General features: G+C 65.2%; 16 protein-coding genes, 1 pseudogene and 1 riboswitch. Of the genes and pseudogenes, 11 read left to right on the top strand and 6 right to left on the bottom strand.

Annotation, left to right across the window (positions count from 1 at the left end; genetic code table 11):
• The first annotated feature begins 17 nt into the window (after positions 1-17).
• Positions 18-509: a flavodoxin family protein gene (locus GV368_RS06595; protein ID WP_206673318.1), complete on the top strand. Its 492-nt coding sequence runs from the start codon at positions 18-20 to the stop codon at positions 507-509.
• A gap of 15 nt (positions 510-524) precedes the next feature.
• On the opposite strand, the gene GV368_RS06590 is transcribed toward GV368_RS06595, so the two are convergent.
• On the bottom strand, positions 525-899 hold the full coding sequence (locus GV368_RS06590) for a DUF4870 family protein (RefSeq protein WP_194240920.1): 375 nt from the start codon (positions 897-899) through the stop codon (positions 525-527).
• Between the two features lie 115 nt (positions 900-1,014).
• Between GV368_RS06590 and GV368_RS06585 the strand changes: the two genes are divergently transcribed.
• Both GV368_RS06585 and cobA read left to right on the top strand, forming a co-directional pair.
• Entirely contained in the window at positions 1,015-2,088 is a 1,074-nt protein-coding gene (locus tag GV368_RS06585; protein WP_169115957.1) for a PA0069 family radical SAM protein, read from the top strand.
• Positions 2,089-2,243: 155 nt separating this feature from the next.
• Positions 2,244-2,990, top strand: coding sequence for a uroporphyrinogen-III C-methyltransferase (cobA, locus tag GV368_RS06580; protein WP_206673317.1), 747 nt, complete (start codon positions 2,244-2,246; stop codon positions 2,988-2,990).
• A 176-nt stretch (positions 2,991-3,166) separates the two neighbouring features.
• Here cobA and GV368_RS06575 read toward each other — a convergent pair whose 3' ends face one another.
• Positions 3,167-4,042: a lysophospholipid acyltransferase family protein gene (locus GV368_RS06575; RefSeq protein WP_169115955.1), complete on the bottom strand. Its 876-nt coding sequence runs from the start codon at positions 4,040-4,042 to the stop codon at positions 3,167-3,169.
• A 206-nt stretch (positions 4,043-4,248) separates the two neighbouring features.
• Here GV368_RS06575 and metK point away from each other — a divergent pair, with 206 nt between their 5' ends.
• From metK to GV368_RS06545, 6 genes are all read left to right on the top strand, one after another.
• Positions 4,249-5,415 (top strand): methionine adenosyltransferase, encoded by a 1,167-nt coding sequence (metK, locus tag GV368_RS06570; RefSeq protein WP_142805346.1) that lies wholly within the window; start codon positions 4,249-4,251, stop codon positions 5,413-5,415.
• 250 nt (positions 5,416-5,665) lie between these two features.
• Positions 5,666-6,757 (top strand): calcium/sodium antiporter, encoded by a 1,092-nt coding sequence (locus tag GV368_RS06565; protein WP_178086748.1) that lies wholly within the window; start codon positions 5,666-5,668, stop codon positions 6,755-6,757.
• Positions 6,758-6,808: 51 nt separating this feature from the next.
• A riboswitch (S-adenosyl-L-homocysteine riboswitch) is annotated at positions 6,809-6,878 on the top strand.
• Positions 6,879-6,950: 72 nt separating this feature from the next.
• Positions 6,951-8,360 carry an adenosylhomocysteinase gene (gene ahcY, locus GV368_RS06560; RefSeq protein WP_169115954.1) on the top strand — a complete coding sequence of 470 codons (1,410 nt, stop codon included), beginning with the start codon at positions 6,951-6,953 and terminating at the stop codon, positions 8,358-8,360.
• A 17-nt stretch (positions 8,361-8,377) separates the two neighbouring features.
• Positions 8,378-9,229, top strand: a complete 852-nt coding sequence (gene metF / locus GV368_RS06555; protein ID WP_169115953.1) for a methylenetetrahydrofolate reductase [NAD(P)H] — start codon at positions 8,378-8,380, stop codon at positions 9,227-9,229.
• 93 nt (positions 9,230-9,322) lie between these two features.
• Positions 9,323-9,571 (top strand): FitA-like ribbon-helix-helix domain-containing protein, encoded by a 249-nt coding sequence (locus GV368_RS06550; protein WP_142805349.1) that lies wholly within the window; start codon positions 9,323-9,325, stop codon positions 9,569-9,571.
• On the top strand, positions 9,568-9,996 hold the full coding sequence (locus tag GV368_RS06545; RefSeq protein ID WP_169115952.1) for a type II toxin-antitoxin system VapC family toxin: 429 nt from the start codon (positions 9,568-9,570) through the stop codon (positions 9,994-9,996). Before GV368_RS06550 ends, GV368_RS06545 begins: the two co-directional genes overlap by 4 nt.
• Before the next feature lie 35 nt (positions 9,997-10,031).
• On the opposite strand, the gene GV368_RS06540 is transcribed toward GV368_RS06545, so the two are convergent.
• From GV368_RS06540 to GV368_RS06525, 4 genes and pseudogenes are all read right to left on the bottom strand, one after another.
• On the bottom strand, positions 10,032-10,679 hold the full coding sequence (locus GV368_RS06540) for a lipoyl protein ligase domain-containing protein (RefSeq protein WP_169115951.1): 648 nt from the start codon (positions 10,677-10,679) through the stop codon (positions 10,032-10,034).
• Between the two features lie 41 nt (positions 10,680-10,720).
• The gene (locus GV368_RS06535) at positions 10,721-10,975 is read right to left on the bottom strand and encodes a lipoyl domain-containing protein (RefSeq protein ID WP_194240919.1); all 255 of its coding nucleotides are present in this window, start codon (positions 10,973-10,975) and stop codon (positions 10,721-10,723) included.
• Positions 10,972-11,997, bottom strand: a complete 1,026-nt coding sequence (locus GV368_RS06530) for an alpha-ketoacid dehydrogenase subunit beta (RefSeq protein ID WP_169115950.1) — start codon at positions 11,995-11,997, stop codon at positions 10,972-10,974. The genes GV368_RS06535 and GV368_RS06530 overlap by 4 nt, the downstream gene beginning before the upstream one ends.
• A gap of 3 nt (positions 11,998-12,000) precedes the next feature.
• Positions 12,001-12,261, bottom strand: a pseudogene (locus GV368_RS06525) (thiamine pyrophosphate-dependent enzyme); the annotation flags it as partial.
• Between the two features lie 81 nt (positions 12,262-12,342).
• Between GV368_RS06525 and GV368_RS06520 the strand changes: the two are divergent.
• Positions 12,343-14,406 carry a PAS domain S-box protein gene (locus tag GV368_RS06520; RefSeq protein WP_169115948.1) on the top strand — a complete coding sequence of 688 codons (2,064 nt, stop codon included), beginning with the start codon at positions 12,343-12,345 and terminating at the stop codon, positions 14,404-14,406.
• Entirely contained in the window at positions 14,403-16,175 is a 1,773-nt protein-coding gene (locus GV368_RS06515) for a putative bifunctional diguanylate cyclase/phosphodiesterase (RefSeq protein ID WP_169115947.1), read from the top strand. Before GV368_RS06520 ends, GV368_RS06515 begins: the two co-directional genes overlap by 4 nt.
• The last annotated feature ends 134 nt before the right edge of the window (positions 16,176-16,309 follow it).

The following is a 16,309-nucleotide window of genomic DNA, read 5'->3' as shown; positions in this document are numbered from 1 at the left end:
CGCGCCCCTCGGCCCGCATGCTGATCGTCTGGCACTCGCGCACCGGCGCCGCCCGACAGATGGCCGATGCCGCCCACGAAGGCGCGCTCGAGGCGCTGCGCGAACTCGAAGCCCTCGAACGCGTGTCGGTCGTCCTACGACGGGCGGCAGAAGTCACGCTCGAAGAGGTGCTCGCCGCCCAGGGCTATCTCTTCTGCGCCCCGGAAAACCTCGCCACCCTCTCCGGCGAGATGAAAGAATTTTTCGATCGCTGCTACTACGGTGTGCTCGACCGAGTCAATGGCCGGCCCTACCTCGCCCTGGTCGCCGCCGGCAGCGACGGCACCGGCGCCGTGCGCCAGATCGAACGCATCTGTACCGGTTGGCGCCTGCGTCCGCTCGCCCCCGCCCACGTCGTGCTCACCCACGCCCAAACGCCAGAGCAAATCCTCGCTCCCAAGACGCTGCCCGAGCACGAACGCGAACGCTGCCGCACCCTCGGCGCGACGATGGCGGCGTGGTTGGTATGAACCTGCGAGAAGCGATCACCCCCCGTTCGCCGCGGCATACATGGGCTTGCCATCGCTGAGGGCGATCCAGCCTTTCACGATCCGGTAAATCACCCAGACACCAGAGATGACGAGCACGATCATGCCCACCGCCATGAAAGAAGTGGCCACGCCCACGACCAACCACAGCAGGCTGTACCAGAAGGTTCTGCGCTGCCACAGGAAGTGCGACTCGACCCAGGTGCCGCGCACATCGGGGTATTTCACGTAGTTGACGATGATTCCCACCAGATAGGTGACCCCCAGGATCAAAGAGGCCGCGTAGAGCGCATAGATGATGGTGGCCCACTTCTTCGCCTCGCGGAGCTTGGTTTCATCGCCCGCGGATGAAGTTGCCTCGATGATTTCCATGAAATATCCTTTTCGCGCAGAATCGAACAGAAGAAGAATATCATATCCGAGCACAGGAGAACGGCACTTTGCTGCCACGCAGTCGGTCAATCGAGGACCCATGGACGGATCACCCATGAAACCTCCCTTCCCTTTACGTGGGCGCGGCGTGACGATCGCACCACGGAATCGCTATGCCCGTCTCGAGCGCGAGCCTTTCGACGACGGTTGGCCACAAGAAGAAGAAACGCCCGGCGCGCCTCCGACCGAAGTGCGCTGGGAAGAAGCCCATAGCGCCCTCACGACCAACCGCTCGCCCGATCTTGGCTTCGATCGCTCGATTAACCCCTACCGTGGCTGCGAACACGGCTGTGCCTACTGCTACGCCCGGCCGATGCATGCCTGGCTGGACCTCTCGCCGGGACTGGATTTCGAGCGCATCATCATCGCCCGACGTCACCTCGCCGACCGGCTGCGCGCCGAGCTCAACCGCCCTGGCTATCGGCCTGCGCCGATCGCCCTGGGCACCGCCACCGATGCCTGGCAGCCGGTGGAACGCAAACTGGGGCTCACGCGCGCGGTGCTGGAAGTGCTCGCCGAGGCGCGCCATCCCTGGACGGTCGTCACCAAGGGCAGCGGCATCCTGCGCGACCTCGACCTGATCGCCCCCATGGCGGCTTCGGGGCTGTGTGAAGTCTATGTGACGCTGACCACGCTCGACGCCGAACTCGCCCGCCGGCTGGAACCCCGCGCGGCGAGCCCGCGGCGGCGCCTGGAAGTAATCGCGGCGCTCGCACGAGCCGGCGTGCCGGTGGGCGTGAGCCTCGCGCCCCAGATTCCTTTTCTCACCGAAGACATGGAAGCGGTGCTCGCCGCCGCGGCCGAAGCCGGGGCATGCAGCGCGTTCATGAGCATCTTGCGCCTACCGCAGGAGCTGGAGACGATTGTCGACGATTGGCTGCAGCGGCACGTACCCGAGCGGCGTGAGCGCATCCTCGCGCGCTTGCGCGAGCTGCACGGCGGCAAGCTCGATGGCCCGTTCGGCGAGCGTTTCCGCGGCCGTGGCCCCTGGGCCGACCTGCTCGCCCAGCGCTTTGCCATCGCCCGACGTCGCGCCGGCCTCGAACGATCGCTCCCGCCGCTCGTCACCCACCTCTTTCGCCCGCCGGCGAAGCGCGCCGGCGAGCCGGTGCAGCAGGCGCTCTTTTGAGCAAAGCCACTTCTCCCTTTGCACCGCGTCCGTCCGCGTCCGGACGGATGCCCCGGTTGAACACTCGGCTCTTTCGATCTTCCCGAGCGGCATGAATGGACGGACCGAACCGTGGTACAAACCGCAACCAGGAACAAACCGCAAAGGATGAGACGATGGACCGGCAACCGATCGTGCAGAAAGTCTATCTGGTGGGCGCCGGCCCTGGCGACCCGGAACTGCTCACCGTCCGGGCGCTGCGCCTGCTGCAGGCAGCCGACGTGCTCGTCTACGACAACCTGGTGAGCCCGGCCATCCTCGATTGCGTCCGCCCCGAGGCGCAGCGCGTCTTCGTCGGCAAGCGCGCCGGACGGCATACGCTGCCCCAGGAAGAGATCAATGCGCTCCTCGTCGAACTGGGGCAGGCCGGCGGAGTGGTCGTGCGGCTCAAGGGAGGCGACCCCTACATCTTCGGGCGCGGCGGCGAAGAAGCCGAAGCGCTCGCCGCAGCCGGCATCCCTTTCGCGGTCGTACCCGGCATCACGGCGGCCTGCGGCATGGCCGCGAGCCAGGGCATTCCACTCACGCACCGTGACCATGCGCAATCTTGCCTCTTCGTCACCGGTCACCTCAAAGACGGCGCCCTGCTGCTCGACTGGGAGGCGCTCGCGCGGCCACGACAGACGGTGGTCTTCTACATGGGGGTAAGCACCCTGCCCACGATCTGCCGCGAACTCGTCGCCCATGGCCTGCCGGCCGACACGCCTGCGGCCGTGGTACGCAACGCGACCCTGCCTGATGCCGAACGCCTCGTCGGCACATTGGCGAGCCTGCCCGCCCTGGCGGCCGCCGCCGAGCTTGCCCCGCCGGCGCTGCTGGTGGTGGGAGAAGTAGCGGCGCTCGCCGAACGGCTCGCACCCTGATCAGTCTTCCGCGCTGCCGTAGTCCCTCAGCCGCCCCACGTCCGACGCCTTTCTCCGGCCAGAGTCATACGACACTCCCTGCTTGGCCCGACGGTATCGACGGTTTCAAAAGGGCGAACAACGCCGCCCGCCGCAGGCGATTGGCGAGCTCCTGTGCCGCGTCCATAACACGCTCCTCAATACAGCGGCGCCGCTCCCGGCGGGCGCGTCTTGAATCGCCGATGTACCCAATAGTACTGCGCCGGCATGCGACGGATCTCGCCTTCGAGCCAACGGTTCATGCGCGCCGCGTCGGCCACCTCGTCCTCGGTGGGGAAATCCTCCCAAGGCTCGCCGAATCGCGTCACGTAGCCTTTACCATCGGGCAGCATCTCCGTGACACACGGCACCACCGCAGCGCCCGTGAGTCGTGCCAGTCGCGACAGGCCAGTGATCGTGGCCGCCGGCACCCCGAAGAACGGCACGAAGACAGACTCCTTGCGCCCGTAATCGAGATCGGGCAGATAGTAGAGCGGCCGACCGGCGCGCAAGGCGCGTACCACCGGGCGAATGCCGTCCTGGCGCGCCACTTGGAGCTGATCACCGAAACGTGAACGCCCCCAGTTGAGCCAGTGATCGGCCACGGGATCCTTTTTCTGGCGCGAATAGACATAGACCCCGTCGTACTCCATCGCCACCCGTGTCCCGCCCATATCGAGGCCGAGGAAGTGCGGCACGAGCAGAATCACTGGCCGCCCTTGGGCCCGAATCGCATCGACGCCCTCTTTGCCTTCGAGCCGCACCAAGCGGCGGATGCGCTCAGCCGGAGCGAACCAGGCGACCCCCCGCTCGAGGATGCTGCGCCCGAGCAAGCGGAAGTGCTCGCGCAACACCGCGCGGCGCTCCTCTTCCGTCCATTCGGGAAAACACAGCCGCAGGTTGACCTCGGCCACGTGCCGGCGCGAGCGCGCCAAGTGAAAGAGCAGCGCGCCGAAGCCGCGGCCAATGGCCGCCTGCAGCGACAGCGGCAGCCAATGCAGCACCCATAGCAACGCGACGAGCAAACGAGACATTTCCTCATTACCTTGGAGAAGATTTATAATTATCCTCTATCCGCCGAGTTAATCCGACAACTTGCGGGGCGGACGAGAAGGGCAGCTCGAAGAACCGTCGTGCAGTAGGTTAGTCGAGCTGTCCAAGAAATACCGCTAAAGCGTCGCCGCTCCCCCGATCCCCAGAGCCGGCACGCCGCCTCATGGGGATCAAAAGGAGCGAATCGATGGCCAAGGAATACCTCTTCACCTCCGAATCCGTCTCGGAAGGGCACCCCGACAAGGTCGCCGACCAGATCTCCGACGGCGTGCTCGACGTCATCCTCGGTGAAGACCCCCACGGGCGCGTCGCCTGCGAGACCCTCGTCTCCACCGGGCTCGTGGTCATCTCCGGCGAGATCACCACCAAGGCGCACCCCAACTACCGCGAGATCGCACAGGACGTGATCCGGCGCATCGGCTACGACGATTCCGACATCGGTTTCGACTACAAGTCCTGCGCCATCCTCACCGCCATCAACCGCCAATCGCCCGACATCGCCCAGGGTGTGGGCAAGGCCTTCGACGACCCGCTCGACCAGGGCGCCGGCGACCAGGGCCTCATGTTCGGCTATGCCTGCAACGAAACCCCCGTGCTCATGCCGCTGCCCATCTACTACGCCCACCGCCTCATGCAGCGCCAGGCCGAAGTGCGCAAGGACGGCAGGCTCCCGTGGCTGCGGCCCGATGCCAAATCCCAGGTGACGGTGCGTTACGTAGACGGCAAACCCACCCAGGTGGAAACCGTGGTCCTCTCCACCCAGCACCACCCGGACATCACCTACGACGAGATTCGCGAAGCGGTGATCGAGGAGATCATCCACCCGATCATCCCGCCGGAGCTACGCGCCCCCGACATCAAATACCTCATCAATCCCACTGGGCGCTTCGTCGTCGGCGGCCCGCACGGCGACTGCGGCCTCACCGGACGCAAGATCATCGTCGACACCTATGGCGGTGCGGCGCATCACGGCGGCGGCGCGTTCAGCGGCAAGGACCCTTCCAAGGTCGACCGCTCGGCGGCCTACGCCGCGCGCTACGTGGCGAAGAACGTCGTGGCCGCGGGTCTGGCGGATCGCTGCGAAGTGCAGATCGCCTACGCCATCGGCGTGGCTCGCCCCGTGAGCCTCATGGTCGAGACCTTCGGCACCGGCAAGATCCCCGACGAGAAGATCGAGGCCCTCGTGCGCCGACACTTCGACCTGCGCCCGCGCGCCATCATCGAGATGCTGGACCTGCTGCGCCCCATCTATTCCAAGACCGCCGTTTATGGTCACTTCGGCCGCGAGGAGCCCGAGTTCACCTGGGAAATGCTCGACAAAGCCGAAGCGCTGCGCGCCGACGCCGGTCTGTGACCTTTCACGGACGCCCCATGCGGGCGCCGCGGATCATCGCCGCAAGCGGCTGCAGGCAACGCGCCTAGCGTAAGGATGCCTCCCCCATCCGAGGCGATGGGCAAGCATCCGAGCACGGAAACACGTCGCCAGGCAGCCGCGCAGGAGATTGTTCGCAGCCCGCACGAGGTGCGTCCGCAAAGTTTTTCGAACCCATCATCAGGTTTTCCCGGTGCCATACGGGAGATTTGCCAGGATACAATCCGCCTCCATGTCCTCAGACGCTTCCCTCCTGCTCGACTTCGTCCTGCTCTTCGCCGGACTCGCGTTGCTCACCTTGGGTGCAGAATGGCTCGTGCGCGGCGGCGCGCGCCTCGCAACCCGATTCGGCATCTCCCCCCTGGTCGTGGGGCTCACCATCGTCGCCTTCGGCACCAGTGCCCCGGAACTCGCCGTTTCGGTCGGTGCAGGCTTGCGCGGGGCGCCCGATCTTGCGCTCGGCAATGTGGTCGGCTCCAACATCGCCAACATCCTGCTGATCCTCGGCGTCACCGCGATCATCGGGCATATCCAGGTTCACTCTCAACTGTTGCGGCAAGAAATCCCCGTGCTGCTCGGTGCCGTCGCCCTGTTCTGCACCACCTCCTTCGACGGCATCCTCAGCCGCCTCGATGGCCTGATCCTCTTTTCCTCGATGATCGCCTATACGGTCTTTCTACTGCGCCAAGCGCGCACCCTCCCGCCCCAGGAAGAAGCAGGGCTTGCCACCGACATTCCGCGAAGCCGCTGGGACGAACACGCAGGTGTGCAGATGGCGCTGGTGCTCGTCGGCCTGGGGCTCCTCATCTACGGGGCCGACCTGGCCGTGGGGGCCGCCTCCGGCATCGCCCGCAGCTTTGGCGTGAGCGAGCTGGTGATCGGCCTCACGGTCGTGGCGGTAGGCACGTCGCTCCCCGAGATCGCCACCTCCGTCGTCGCTGCCCTTCGCGGCCATCGCGATATGGCCGTCGGAAACGTGATCGGCTCCTGCACGTTCAACCTGCTCTCGGTGCTCGGCGCTACCGCCCTGGTCGCGCCGCACGGAATCCTGGTGAGCGAGACGATACGTCACGTCGACTCCTGGGTCATGCTGGGCACCACGGTGGTGCTGCTACCCATCATCGTCTCCGGCGCCGGCATTCGCCGCAGCGACGGGGCCTTGTTGCTCGCCTTCTACCTCGCCTACCTCGTCCATCTGGGGTTGGACGCGAGCGCCCACCCCTGGCGCGAAGGCTACGTCCAGCTCATGCTCTCCTTCGTCCTGCCGCTCGCCATGGTCTATCTCATGGTGCGTTACGTGCAATCCATCGAGCGCCGCCAATAGCAGGCTGTTCGAGGCCCCTAAGCGACTGCGCGACCCTTTGCTATAATCCCCGCAACCGAGGAGCGCTGCAACCCGTCCCCGCGGGCCAGGCTCGGTTCAGATTCAACGGCGCTCACCCGTCTTCTCCGGCCGGACGGAAGACGCAGGTGAGCTGCGCATCCGCTCGGCCTCGTTCCCGAATAGGAGCATTTCGATGAACCAGGCCGTATCTACCCCCGATCACGTCGTCGCCGATCTCTCCCTTGCCGAATGGGGCCGCAAGGAAATCCGCATCGCCGAGAGCGAGATGCCCGCCCTCATGGCGCTGCGCCGCGAATACGCCGAGCAAAAGCCGCTCACGGGCGCCCGCATCGCCGGCAGCCTGCACATGACCATCCAAACCGCCGTGCTCATCGAAACGCTGGTGGCGCTGGGCGCTCAGGTGCGCTGGGCCTCGTGCAACATCTTCTCCACCCAGGATCACGCCGCCGCGGCGATCGCCGCCGAGGGCATCCCCGTCTTCGCCAAGAAAGGCGAGACGCTCGAAGAATACTGGGACTACACCCACCGCATCTTCGAGTGGCCCGACGGCGGCCATGCCAACATGATCCTCGACGACGGCGGTGACGCCACCCTCCTCCTGCACTTGGGCGCCAAGGCCGAGCGCGACCCGAGCGTGCTCGATCGTCCCACGAGCCTCGAAGAAAAAGTGCTCTTCGCCCGCGTGCGCGCGCAGCTCGAGCGCGACCCTTCCTGGTACTCGCGGCGCATCGCGGCGATCCGCGGCGTCACCGAAGAGACCACTACCGGCGTGCATCGCCTCTACCAGATGCAGGAGCGCGGCGAGCTGCGCTTCCCCGCGATCAACGTCAACGACTCGGTCACCAAGTCCAAGTTCGACAACCTCTACGGCTGCCGCGAATCGCTCGTCGACGGCATCAAGCGCGCCACCGACGTGATGATCGCCGGCAAGATCGCCGTCGTTTGCGGCTACGGTGACGTGGGCAAGGGCTCGGCCCAGGCCCTGCGGGCGCTGCGCGCCGAAGTCTGGGTCACCGAGATCGACCCCATCTGCGCCCTGCAAGCGGCGATGGAAGGCTACCGCGTGGTGACCATGGAAGAAGCCTGTGACAAGGCCGACATCTTCGTCACAGCCACCGGCAACTACCACGTCATCACCCACGAGCACATGCGCCGCATGAAAGACCAGGCGATCGTGTGCAACATCGGCCACTTCGACAACGAGATCGACGTTGATTCGCTGCGCCAATACCGCTGGGAAAACATCAAGCCCCAGGTCGACCACGTCATCTTCCCCGATGGCAAGCGCATCATCCTGCTCGCCGAAGGACGTCTGGTGAACCTCGGCTGCGCCACGGGGCATCCGAGCTTCGTGATGAGCTCCTCCTTCGCCAACCAGGTGCTGGCGCAGATCGAACTCTACACACACCCCGAGCGCTACCCCGTGGGCGTCTATCGCCTGCCCAAACAGCTCGACGAGAAAGTCGCCCGGCTGCAATTGACGCGCCTCAACGTCCAGCTCACCCGGCTCACCCCCGAGCAGGCGGCCTACATCGGCGTGCCCGTCGACGGGCCTTACAAGCCTGAACATTACCGCTACTGAGCGTGAGGAAGCGACCGATGCCGCCGCTCGAAATCTCCGTCGAATTCTTCCCGCCGCAGACGGCGGAGGGCGAAGCCAAGCTCGAGGAGGCGCGCCGGCGCCTCACGCAACGCCTGCGCCCGGCCTACTATTCCGTCACCTACGGCGCCGGTGGTTCCACCCGCGAGCGCACCTTCGCCGTGGTCGAGCGGCTGCACCGCGCCGGGCTCGACGTCGCTCCCCACCTCTCCTGCATCGGCGCCACTCGCGCCCAGATCCGCGAGATCCTGCGGCAGTACCAAGCGCTCGGCGTGCGCCGCCTCGTGGCGCTTCGGGGTGATCTCCCCTCCGGCGTGCGCGACCCCGGCGAGCTGCGCTACGCGAACGAACTCGTCGAGTTCATCCGCACCGAGACGGGCGATCACTTCTGGATCGCAGTCGCGGCCTATCCCGAATACCACCCGCAGGCGGCGAGCGCCACGGCCGATCTCGACGCCTTCGCCCGCAAAATGCACGCTGGCGCCGACTGCGCCCTCACACAGTACTTCTACAACCCCGACGCCTACGCCCACTTCGTCGAGGAATCCCGGCGCCGCGGCGTCACTGCCCCCATCGTGCCCGGCATCATGCCGATCACCAGTTTCGCGCGGCTCGCCCGCTTCTCGGATGCCTGCGGCGCCGAGATCCCGCGCTGGATCCGCAAGAAGATGGAAGCCTACGGCGACGATGCCGAATCGATCCGCGCTTTCGGCCTGGAAGTACTCGTTCGCCTGTGCGAGCGCCTGCTCCAACTCGGCGCCCCGGGCCTGCATTTCTACACCATGAATCAAGCGGAGCCGACGCTCGCGATCGCCGAGGCGCTGGGATTGACCCCGTGCGCGGCAAGCTGATCGCTGCTGCGCAGAGCCCCTTCTGCGAACCTTCTTGCCGTCTGGACGGTCGATGCTTACACTGAAAGCATGATGCATGTACCGGAGCCTTCCATGTCCAGCTTGACGATCTCCCAGATCGACGAAACCCTAGAGTCAGCCTTGAAACGGCGTGCCGCGCAAGACGGCGTCTCGGTGGAAGAGGAAGCCCGGCGTCTGCTGCGCCGCGCCGTGCTGGAAGAAGAAACACCTGGGTTCGGCCGGCGCATCGCGCAGCGCTTTCACGACCTCGGTGTGGACGATCTCCCGATCCCCCCGCGCACGGCCCCGCGACCGCCCCCCTTCCAAGACGAAACGGCATGATTCTGCTCGACACCAACGTCCTGTCCGAACTCATGCGCCCCGCCCCGGCGCCGCAGGTGCTCGCCTGGCTCGATCGCCAAGTGCCCTCTCAGGTCTACCTCTGTGCTACCGTCCGTGCCGAAATCGAACTGGGCATCGCCCTTTTAGCAGACGGCCGAAAGCGCCAAGCGCTCTGCAGCGTTGCGCAGAGCATGTTCCAAGAAGAGTTTGCCGGCCGCTGCCTCCCCTTCGATGAGTCTGCCGCCGTTCGCTACGCAGAAATCGTAGCGTTTCGCCTACGTGCTGGACGTCCGATCAGCGTAGAAGATGCCCAGATCGCGGCGACCGCCCTCAGTCGCGACCTGATGCTCGCAAGCCGCAACGTACGCGATTTTTCCGGCATCCCAGGCTTGCGCCTCATCGACCCTTGGATGATGCCTATTTGAGGCCGTTAGGGCTGCATGGAAGGGCTCTCTTCCCGTTACGTCAGATCTTCTCTCTGCACTGGCAAAGGCTGCGGCACGTCGGTCTTCAAACCGATCACCCGCTCCAAGCACCGTTGCCAGCGCGCGACGAAGTCCTGCGGCTCGATCGGAGCGCCGTTCAGTTCCGAGAGGCTCACCGTGCGCGCCCGCAGCAGGGGCTCGTCCTGCGGCCGGGCGAAAGCCGCGCACAGCAGCGCCCAGTCGACGGGGGCAAGCAGCAAGCCCACTCCCAGGACGGCGCCTTCGCGCGTGCGCCGCTGGGCGAAACCGGCGAGCTTGCGCCCCTTGGCATCCGCGAGCTCCCACGGGCCGAAGCTACCAAAACAGGCCCAATCCAACGCCTTGTTCGCGATAGGAACGGTACCGGGTGGCACCGCCCGCACCGCTAGCCCCAAATCGGCGAAGAAGGCGATGTGCGCCTCGGCGCAGCGCCGGTAGGCGTCGACGAGGCTCCCCTCGAGCCAGGGATGGCCGAGCGGCAGACGGATGACGGCGCTCACCCACCCCGGGCCGGCGAGCACGGCGCCGCCCCCGGAGCCGCGCACTCGCACGCTGACGCCGGCCGGCAGGCGCGACGCCACTTCCGGCAGCAACCGGCGCTGCGCGCACCCGAGCACCACGGAATGATGCACGGGTGCGCTCACTTCCACCCTCGGTGTCACAGCACCGAGGCTTGCCGCTCCCGTCATGACACCTCGAGCCGCGCGATCGCCCGTTCCCGGCCGAAAGTCTCTCCTTCAGGCACCAAGATCTGCGCCAAACGCCCCGCCTGCGGCGCGCTCACTTCGACGTTGGTCTTGACGATCACGACGTTGGCGATCGGCTGCCCGGTCGCGACCTGCTCCCCCTCGCGGACGAGCCACTTGTCGAGCAACGCTTCGACCCCTTCGTCGACGTCCTCCCACACCTCCGGAGGCAGCCGGATCTCGATCACACTCATGCACGTCCTCCTGAAGCCAGGTGCCCTTGCATCGTTTCCTTGGCCGCAGCCACGATGTGCTCGACTTGCGGGATCACGAACTGCTCCAGCGGTCGACTATAGGGAATCGGCACGTTGGGCACCCCAAGCCGCTTGATCGGCGCTCGCAGCGCGATGCGGTCGAGATGCTCGCCGACGATCGCAGCGATCTCGCCCGTGAGACCGAAGCCGAGATAGTCTTCGTCGGCCACCAGCAAGCGCCCCGTCTTGGCCACGGAAGCGAGCACCGCCTCGCGGTCGAGCGGCACCAGGGTGCGCAGATCGAGGATCTCGGCCTCGATTCCTTCCTTCGCCAACATCTCGGCCGCGATCACGGCCTTATGCACCATCTGGCTCAAGGTAACGATCGTGAGATCCTTGCCTTCACGCACGACGCGCGCCTGGCCGAAGGGGATGGTGTAGGGTTCTTCGGGCACTTCGGTCGTGCTGCCCTCGAAGTAGGCCATCCAGGGCAAGCCCATGATCCCCTTGTGGAACATGTAGAGCACGGGATTGTCGTCGCGAATCGCTTCGATGAGCAGACCTTTCGCATCGTACGCGTTCGAAGGCACCACCACCTTGAGCCCCGGCACGTGCGCGAACACGCCGTAGAGGCACTGCGAATGCTGACCCGCGTCGTTGTAGCCGCCGCCGATCGCCGTGGTGATCACCACCGGCAAGCGCACGTTACCGCCGGACATGTAGGTATTTTTCGCCAGATGGTTGTAGATCTGGTCCATGCACACGCCGAAGAAATCGACGAACATCAGCTCGGCCACGGGGCGCATGCCCGCAGCCGCCGCCCCGATGAAACCGGTCTCGGAAATGGGCGTATCCATCACCCGCTCCGGCCCGAACTTCTCGATCAGCCCTTGGGTCGCGCCGAAGATGCCCCCATAGACGCCGACGTCCTCGCCCATGATGAATACGTTCGGATCGCGCTCCATCTCCTGCGCGAAGGCTTCCGAAATCGCCTCCTCCATCGTCAGTCTACGTCCAGCCATCTCTCACCCCCCTCGAACGAACACGTCTTCGAGCGCCTCTTGCGGCGCGGGATACGGACTCTGGCGGGCGAAGGCGAACGCCTCATCCACGCGCCGTGCCCGCGCGACGATTGCCTCCTCCTCTTGCGCCGTCAGCACGCCATCCTGCTTCAGCCTCGCGGCAAGCTTCGGAATCGGGTCGAGCGCACGCAGGTGCTTCACCTCGTCCTTGGGACGATAGACCTCCGCGTCCCCCTGGAAGTGGCCGAAACAACGGAAGGTTTTTGTTGCCTTTGCCACCCACAAAAGGTAAGCTCACCATATTCTCCTCTTGGATCGCCGTCACTCTCCCGAGGGCGCATGCTCATGAGCTCACCGGCTCAGCTCTCTCTTGTCGACGAAACCGCACGCCTGGCCACCCTCGAGCGGCTGCAGATCTTCGGCACCGAACCCGAATCGCGCTACGACCTGATCGCCAAACTGGCGTCCCGCTTCCTCCAGGTACCGATCGCCCTCTTGTCGTTCATCGATGCCGATACCTTGTGCGTCAAGGCCAGGACGGGCATCGAACTGGACCGCCTGCCGCGCCGCCATGCCTTCTGCGCCCACGCCCTCGCCGCGCCCGAAGGGTGCCTGGTGGTCGAAGACACGCATGACGATCCGCGGTTCGCCGACCTTCCTTTGGTCGTCGGTCCGCCAGGCATTCGCTTCTACGCAGGCCATACGATCTACATCGAAGGTCAGCCCGTGGGTACCCTGTGCGTCATGGACACCGAACCGCACACGCTCACGGCCGAAGCGCTGCAAACCTTGGGCGAACTCGCGGCGATGGTAGAAAAGCTGCTCGCCGCCCGTCTGCAAGCGATCGAATACCGCGAAGCCATGCGCCGCCAAGCATCGCTGGCGAGCGAACTCAAGGCGATTCTCGAGACCGCCGCTGCCGGCATCATCCGCATCGACGCCCAAGGACGTATCCAGTCGTTCAACCGCGCGGCCGAGCGCCTCTTCGGCTACCGCGCCGACGAAGTACAAGGGAAGAACGTCTCCTTGCTCATGCCCGCTCCCTGGGCCGAAGCGCACGACGGCTATCTCGAACGCTATCTGCGCACACGCGAAGCACGCATCATCGGCAGCGGCCGCGACGTACGGGGACGCCGCGCCGACGGCAGCGAATTTCCCCTCCACCTCGCCGTGAGCGAAGTCCAGTCGGGGGGAGAAACTCATTTCATTGGCATCATCTCGGACACCAGCGCCCTGCATGAGGCGATGGAAACGGCACAACGCGCCAACCGAGCGAAGTCCGAATTCCTCTCGCGCATGTCGCACGAACTGCGCACCCCCTTGAACGCCATCCTAGGGTTCTCGCAGTTGCTGCTCCAAAGCAAGCGCGAACCGCTGGGTGAGCGGCAACGGCGGCACGTGGAACAAATCCACCGCAGCGGGCAGCATCTGCTCGCCCTCGTCAATGACGTGCTCGACCTGGCACGCATCGAAGCCGGGCGCTTGTCGCTCTCGCTCGAACCGGTGGCGCTGCGCACCCTCCTCGACGAGGCGCTGGAACTGGTCGCGCCGCTAGCCGACGAAAAAGGCATCCGCATACACGATCACAGCCGCGCCGCACCGCCAGGGCGAGTGTGGGCCGACTTCACCCGCGCCAAGCAGGTGCTGCTCAATTTATTGAGCAACGCCGTCAAATACAACCGCCCCGACGGCGAAATCCACCTGCGCGTCCTCGCTCCCGGTGAGCACGAGGGCCCGGCAGGACAATGGGGAATCGAAGTCGCCGACACCGGCATCGGCATTGATCCGGAACGCCTCGATGAACTCTTCCAACCCTTCAGCCGGCTGGGGCAGGAACGAGGGCGGATCGAAGGCACGGGCATCGGTCTGGTCATCTCACGTCAGCTCGTCGAACAGATGGGCGGGCAGTTCATCGTCCATAGCCAGCCCGATGTAGGCTCGCGTTTCGCCTTCACCCTGCCGGGCACCGCTGCCAACAACGTCATTGACGTGCCAAACCTCCGACTGCCGACGCTCGCCGGACGTACGATCCTCGCCATCGACGACAACCCCGCCAATCTTAGCCTACTCGAACAGGTCCTAGGCGGAGAAGCGGGCGTGCAATTGCTCTACGCCCCCACCGCCGCACGCGGTATCGAGCTTGCCACCGAACGCCGTCCGGACGTGATCCTCCTCGACATCCACCTGCCGGGCATCGACGGCCACGAAATGCTCGAGCGCCTGCAACGTCAAGCCAGGACTGCGACCATCCCAGTGATCGCCCTTTCGGCCGACGCCTCGGCCAAAGCGATAGCCAAAGCCGAACGGCATCCCCGACTCGTCGCTTATCTCACCAAACCCCTGCGGCTCGATGCCCTGATGAGCGCGTTGTCGCAAGCCTTGTCGCTTGCTCAGGAACCGCAAACATGATCCTGCCCGAGCAGCCCCTCACCGACGCCGCGATCCTCATCGTCGATGACAACGCTGCCAACCTCGCCCTGCTGGAAGCCATCCTGGAGGAAGCCGGTTTCACTCACCTCACGAGCCACACCGATCCGCGCGAGGCGCTCGAAGCCTGGCAGGCAGGCCACTTCGACCTCATGCTGCTCGACATGCGCATGCCGCACCTCGACGGCTACGCGGTCATGGAACGGCTCAAGGCGCAGCTGCCGGCCGACGATTACCTGCCAGTGATCGTCCTCACGGCGCAGATCGACGAAACCACGCGCCAGCGTGCACTCGCCGCCGGCGCGCGCGACTTCATCACCAAACCCTTCGACGCCGTCGAGGTGGTACAGCGCATCCTCAACCATCTGGAAGTGCGCGCCAAGCACAACCGCCAGCGCCAAAACGCACTGTCTCTGAGCCAGAACGTACAGCACCAGGAAGCCCTGCTACTGCAACAGGCGCGCGACCTCGAATACTTTGCTACCCATCATCCCATCGTCGGTCTGCCGCACCGCCCCACCATGACCCGTCGGCTGGAAACCCTGATCGCATCCGGCACCTTGCCCTTGGCCGTTCTGCTCACACGCATCAAACCCGACGCCCGGCTCGAGAGCCTTGCCGGGTACGACTTCGCCGACCGGGTGTTTCATCGGCTCGGGGAACGCTTGATCGCCGAGCTCGACGAACCGCAGAACGCCGGCTATTGGGGTAGCGGCAGTTTTCTCGCCCTCATTCAAGGAGATGACGAGAAAATTCAGCGCGAAGCCACGCGCCTGTTGCGCGCCTTGCTCGCGCCACTCGAGCTCGACGGCTACCCCCTGAGTTTCTCTGCTCGAACCGCCTTGGTACAGGCACCCCAACACGGCAGCGACGCAGCCACCCTCTTGCGCCGCGCCATGCTCACCCTGCGCATGGCGCCATCACTCGACGTACCGCACCTCACCGTCTTCGATCCGGTCATCGAACAGGCCCTGCAAGAGCGAGAGCGCCTCATCGCCGCCCTGCGCGAAGCCTCCCACGCCAGACAATTACGGCTCGTCTATCAGCCGAAAGTCAGCTTGACGACGGGGAAAATCGTGGGCGCCGAAGCCTTGATGCGCTGGCACCACCCCACCCTCGGGACCGTGCCGCCGCTGCGCTTCATCCCGCTGGCCGAAGAAACAGGGCTCATCGCCGACCTGGGCCACTGGGCGATCGAAGAAGCACTCGCCGCCCTCGTGCGCTGGCATCGCCGTTGCGGGCGTCTCGTTCCCGTAGCGGTCAACCTCTCGCCGCGACAGCTAGAGCTCCTGCGTCTGCGCGGCGAGTCGCTCGACGATCACGTGCACAGTCTGCTCGCACGTCACGGCCTTCCACCCCACTGCCTGGAACTCGAGCTCACCGAATCCTCCCTGATGCAGCAGGAAGAGACAGCGCTCGCCGAATTGCAGCGGCTACGCGATCTGGGCATCTCGCTTGCACTGGACGACTTTGGCACAGGTCATTCCTCGCTCGCCCGCTTGCAGCAACTGCCGGTAACGACGCTGAAGATCGACCGCAGTCTCGTCAAAGGGGTTACCGGAAACGCCCGCCATCACGCCCTCCTCGGTTCGGTGATCAACCTGGGATGGGCCCTGTCCTTGAATGTCGTCGCCGAAGGGATAGAGACCGTGGAAGAGGCAGAGATTCTGCGTCAATTGCATTGCCCAATAGCACAAGGCTATTACTTCCATCGTCCGTTGCCTGAAGCGGAATTTGCCGCGCTCTTGTAAAGTACACGGTACAAACACCATGGACCCGCCCAAACCCAGCCCTGCCCGCCATCCATTCAAGCAAATGGCAAAGCAGAGCGGTATAATCAAATACCTGAATCCGTGGTCACCAAAGTCGAAACCTTTCCTGTGAG

The sequence above is a fragment of the Tepidiphilus baoligensis genome (assembly GCF_012911495.1).
GTDB lineage: Bacteria > Pseudomonadota > Gammaproteobacteria > Burkholderiales > Rhodocyclaceae > Tepidiphilus > Tepidiphilus olei.
The sequence above is the reverse complement of the archived record's forward strand: the minus strand, read 5'-3'. Positions and strand labels throughout refer to the sequence as shown.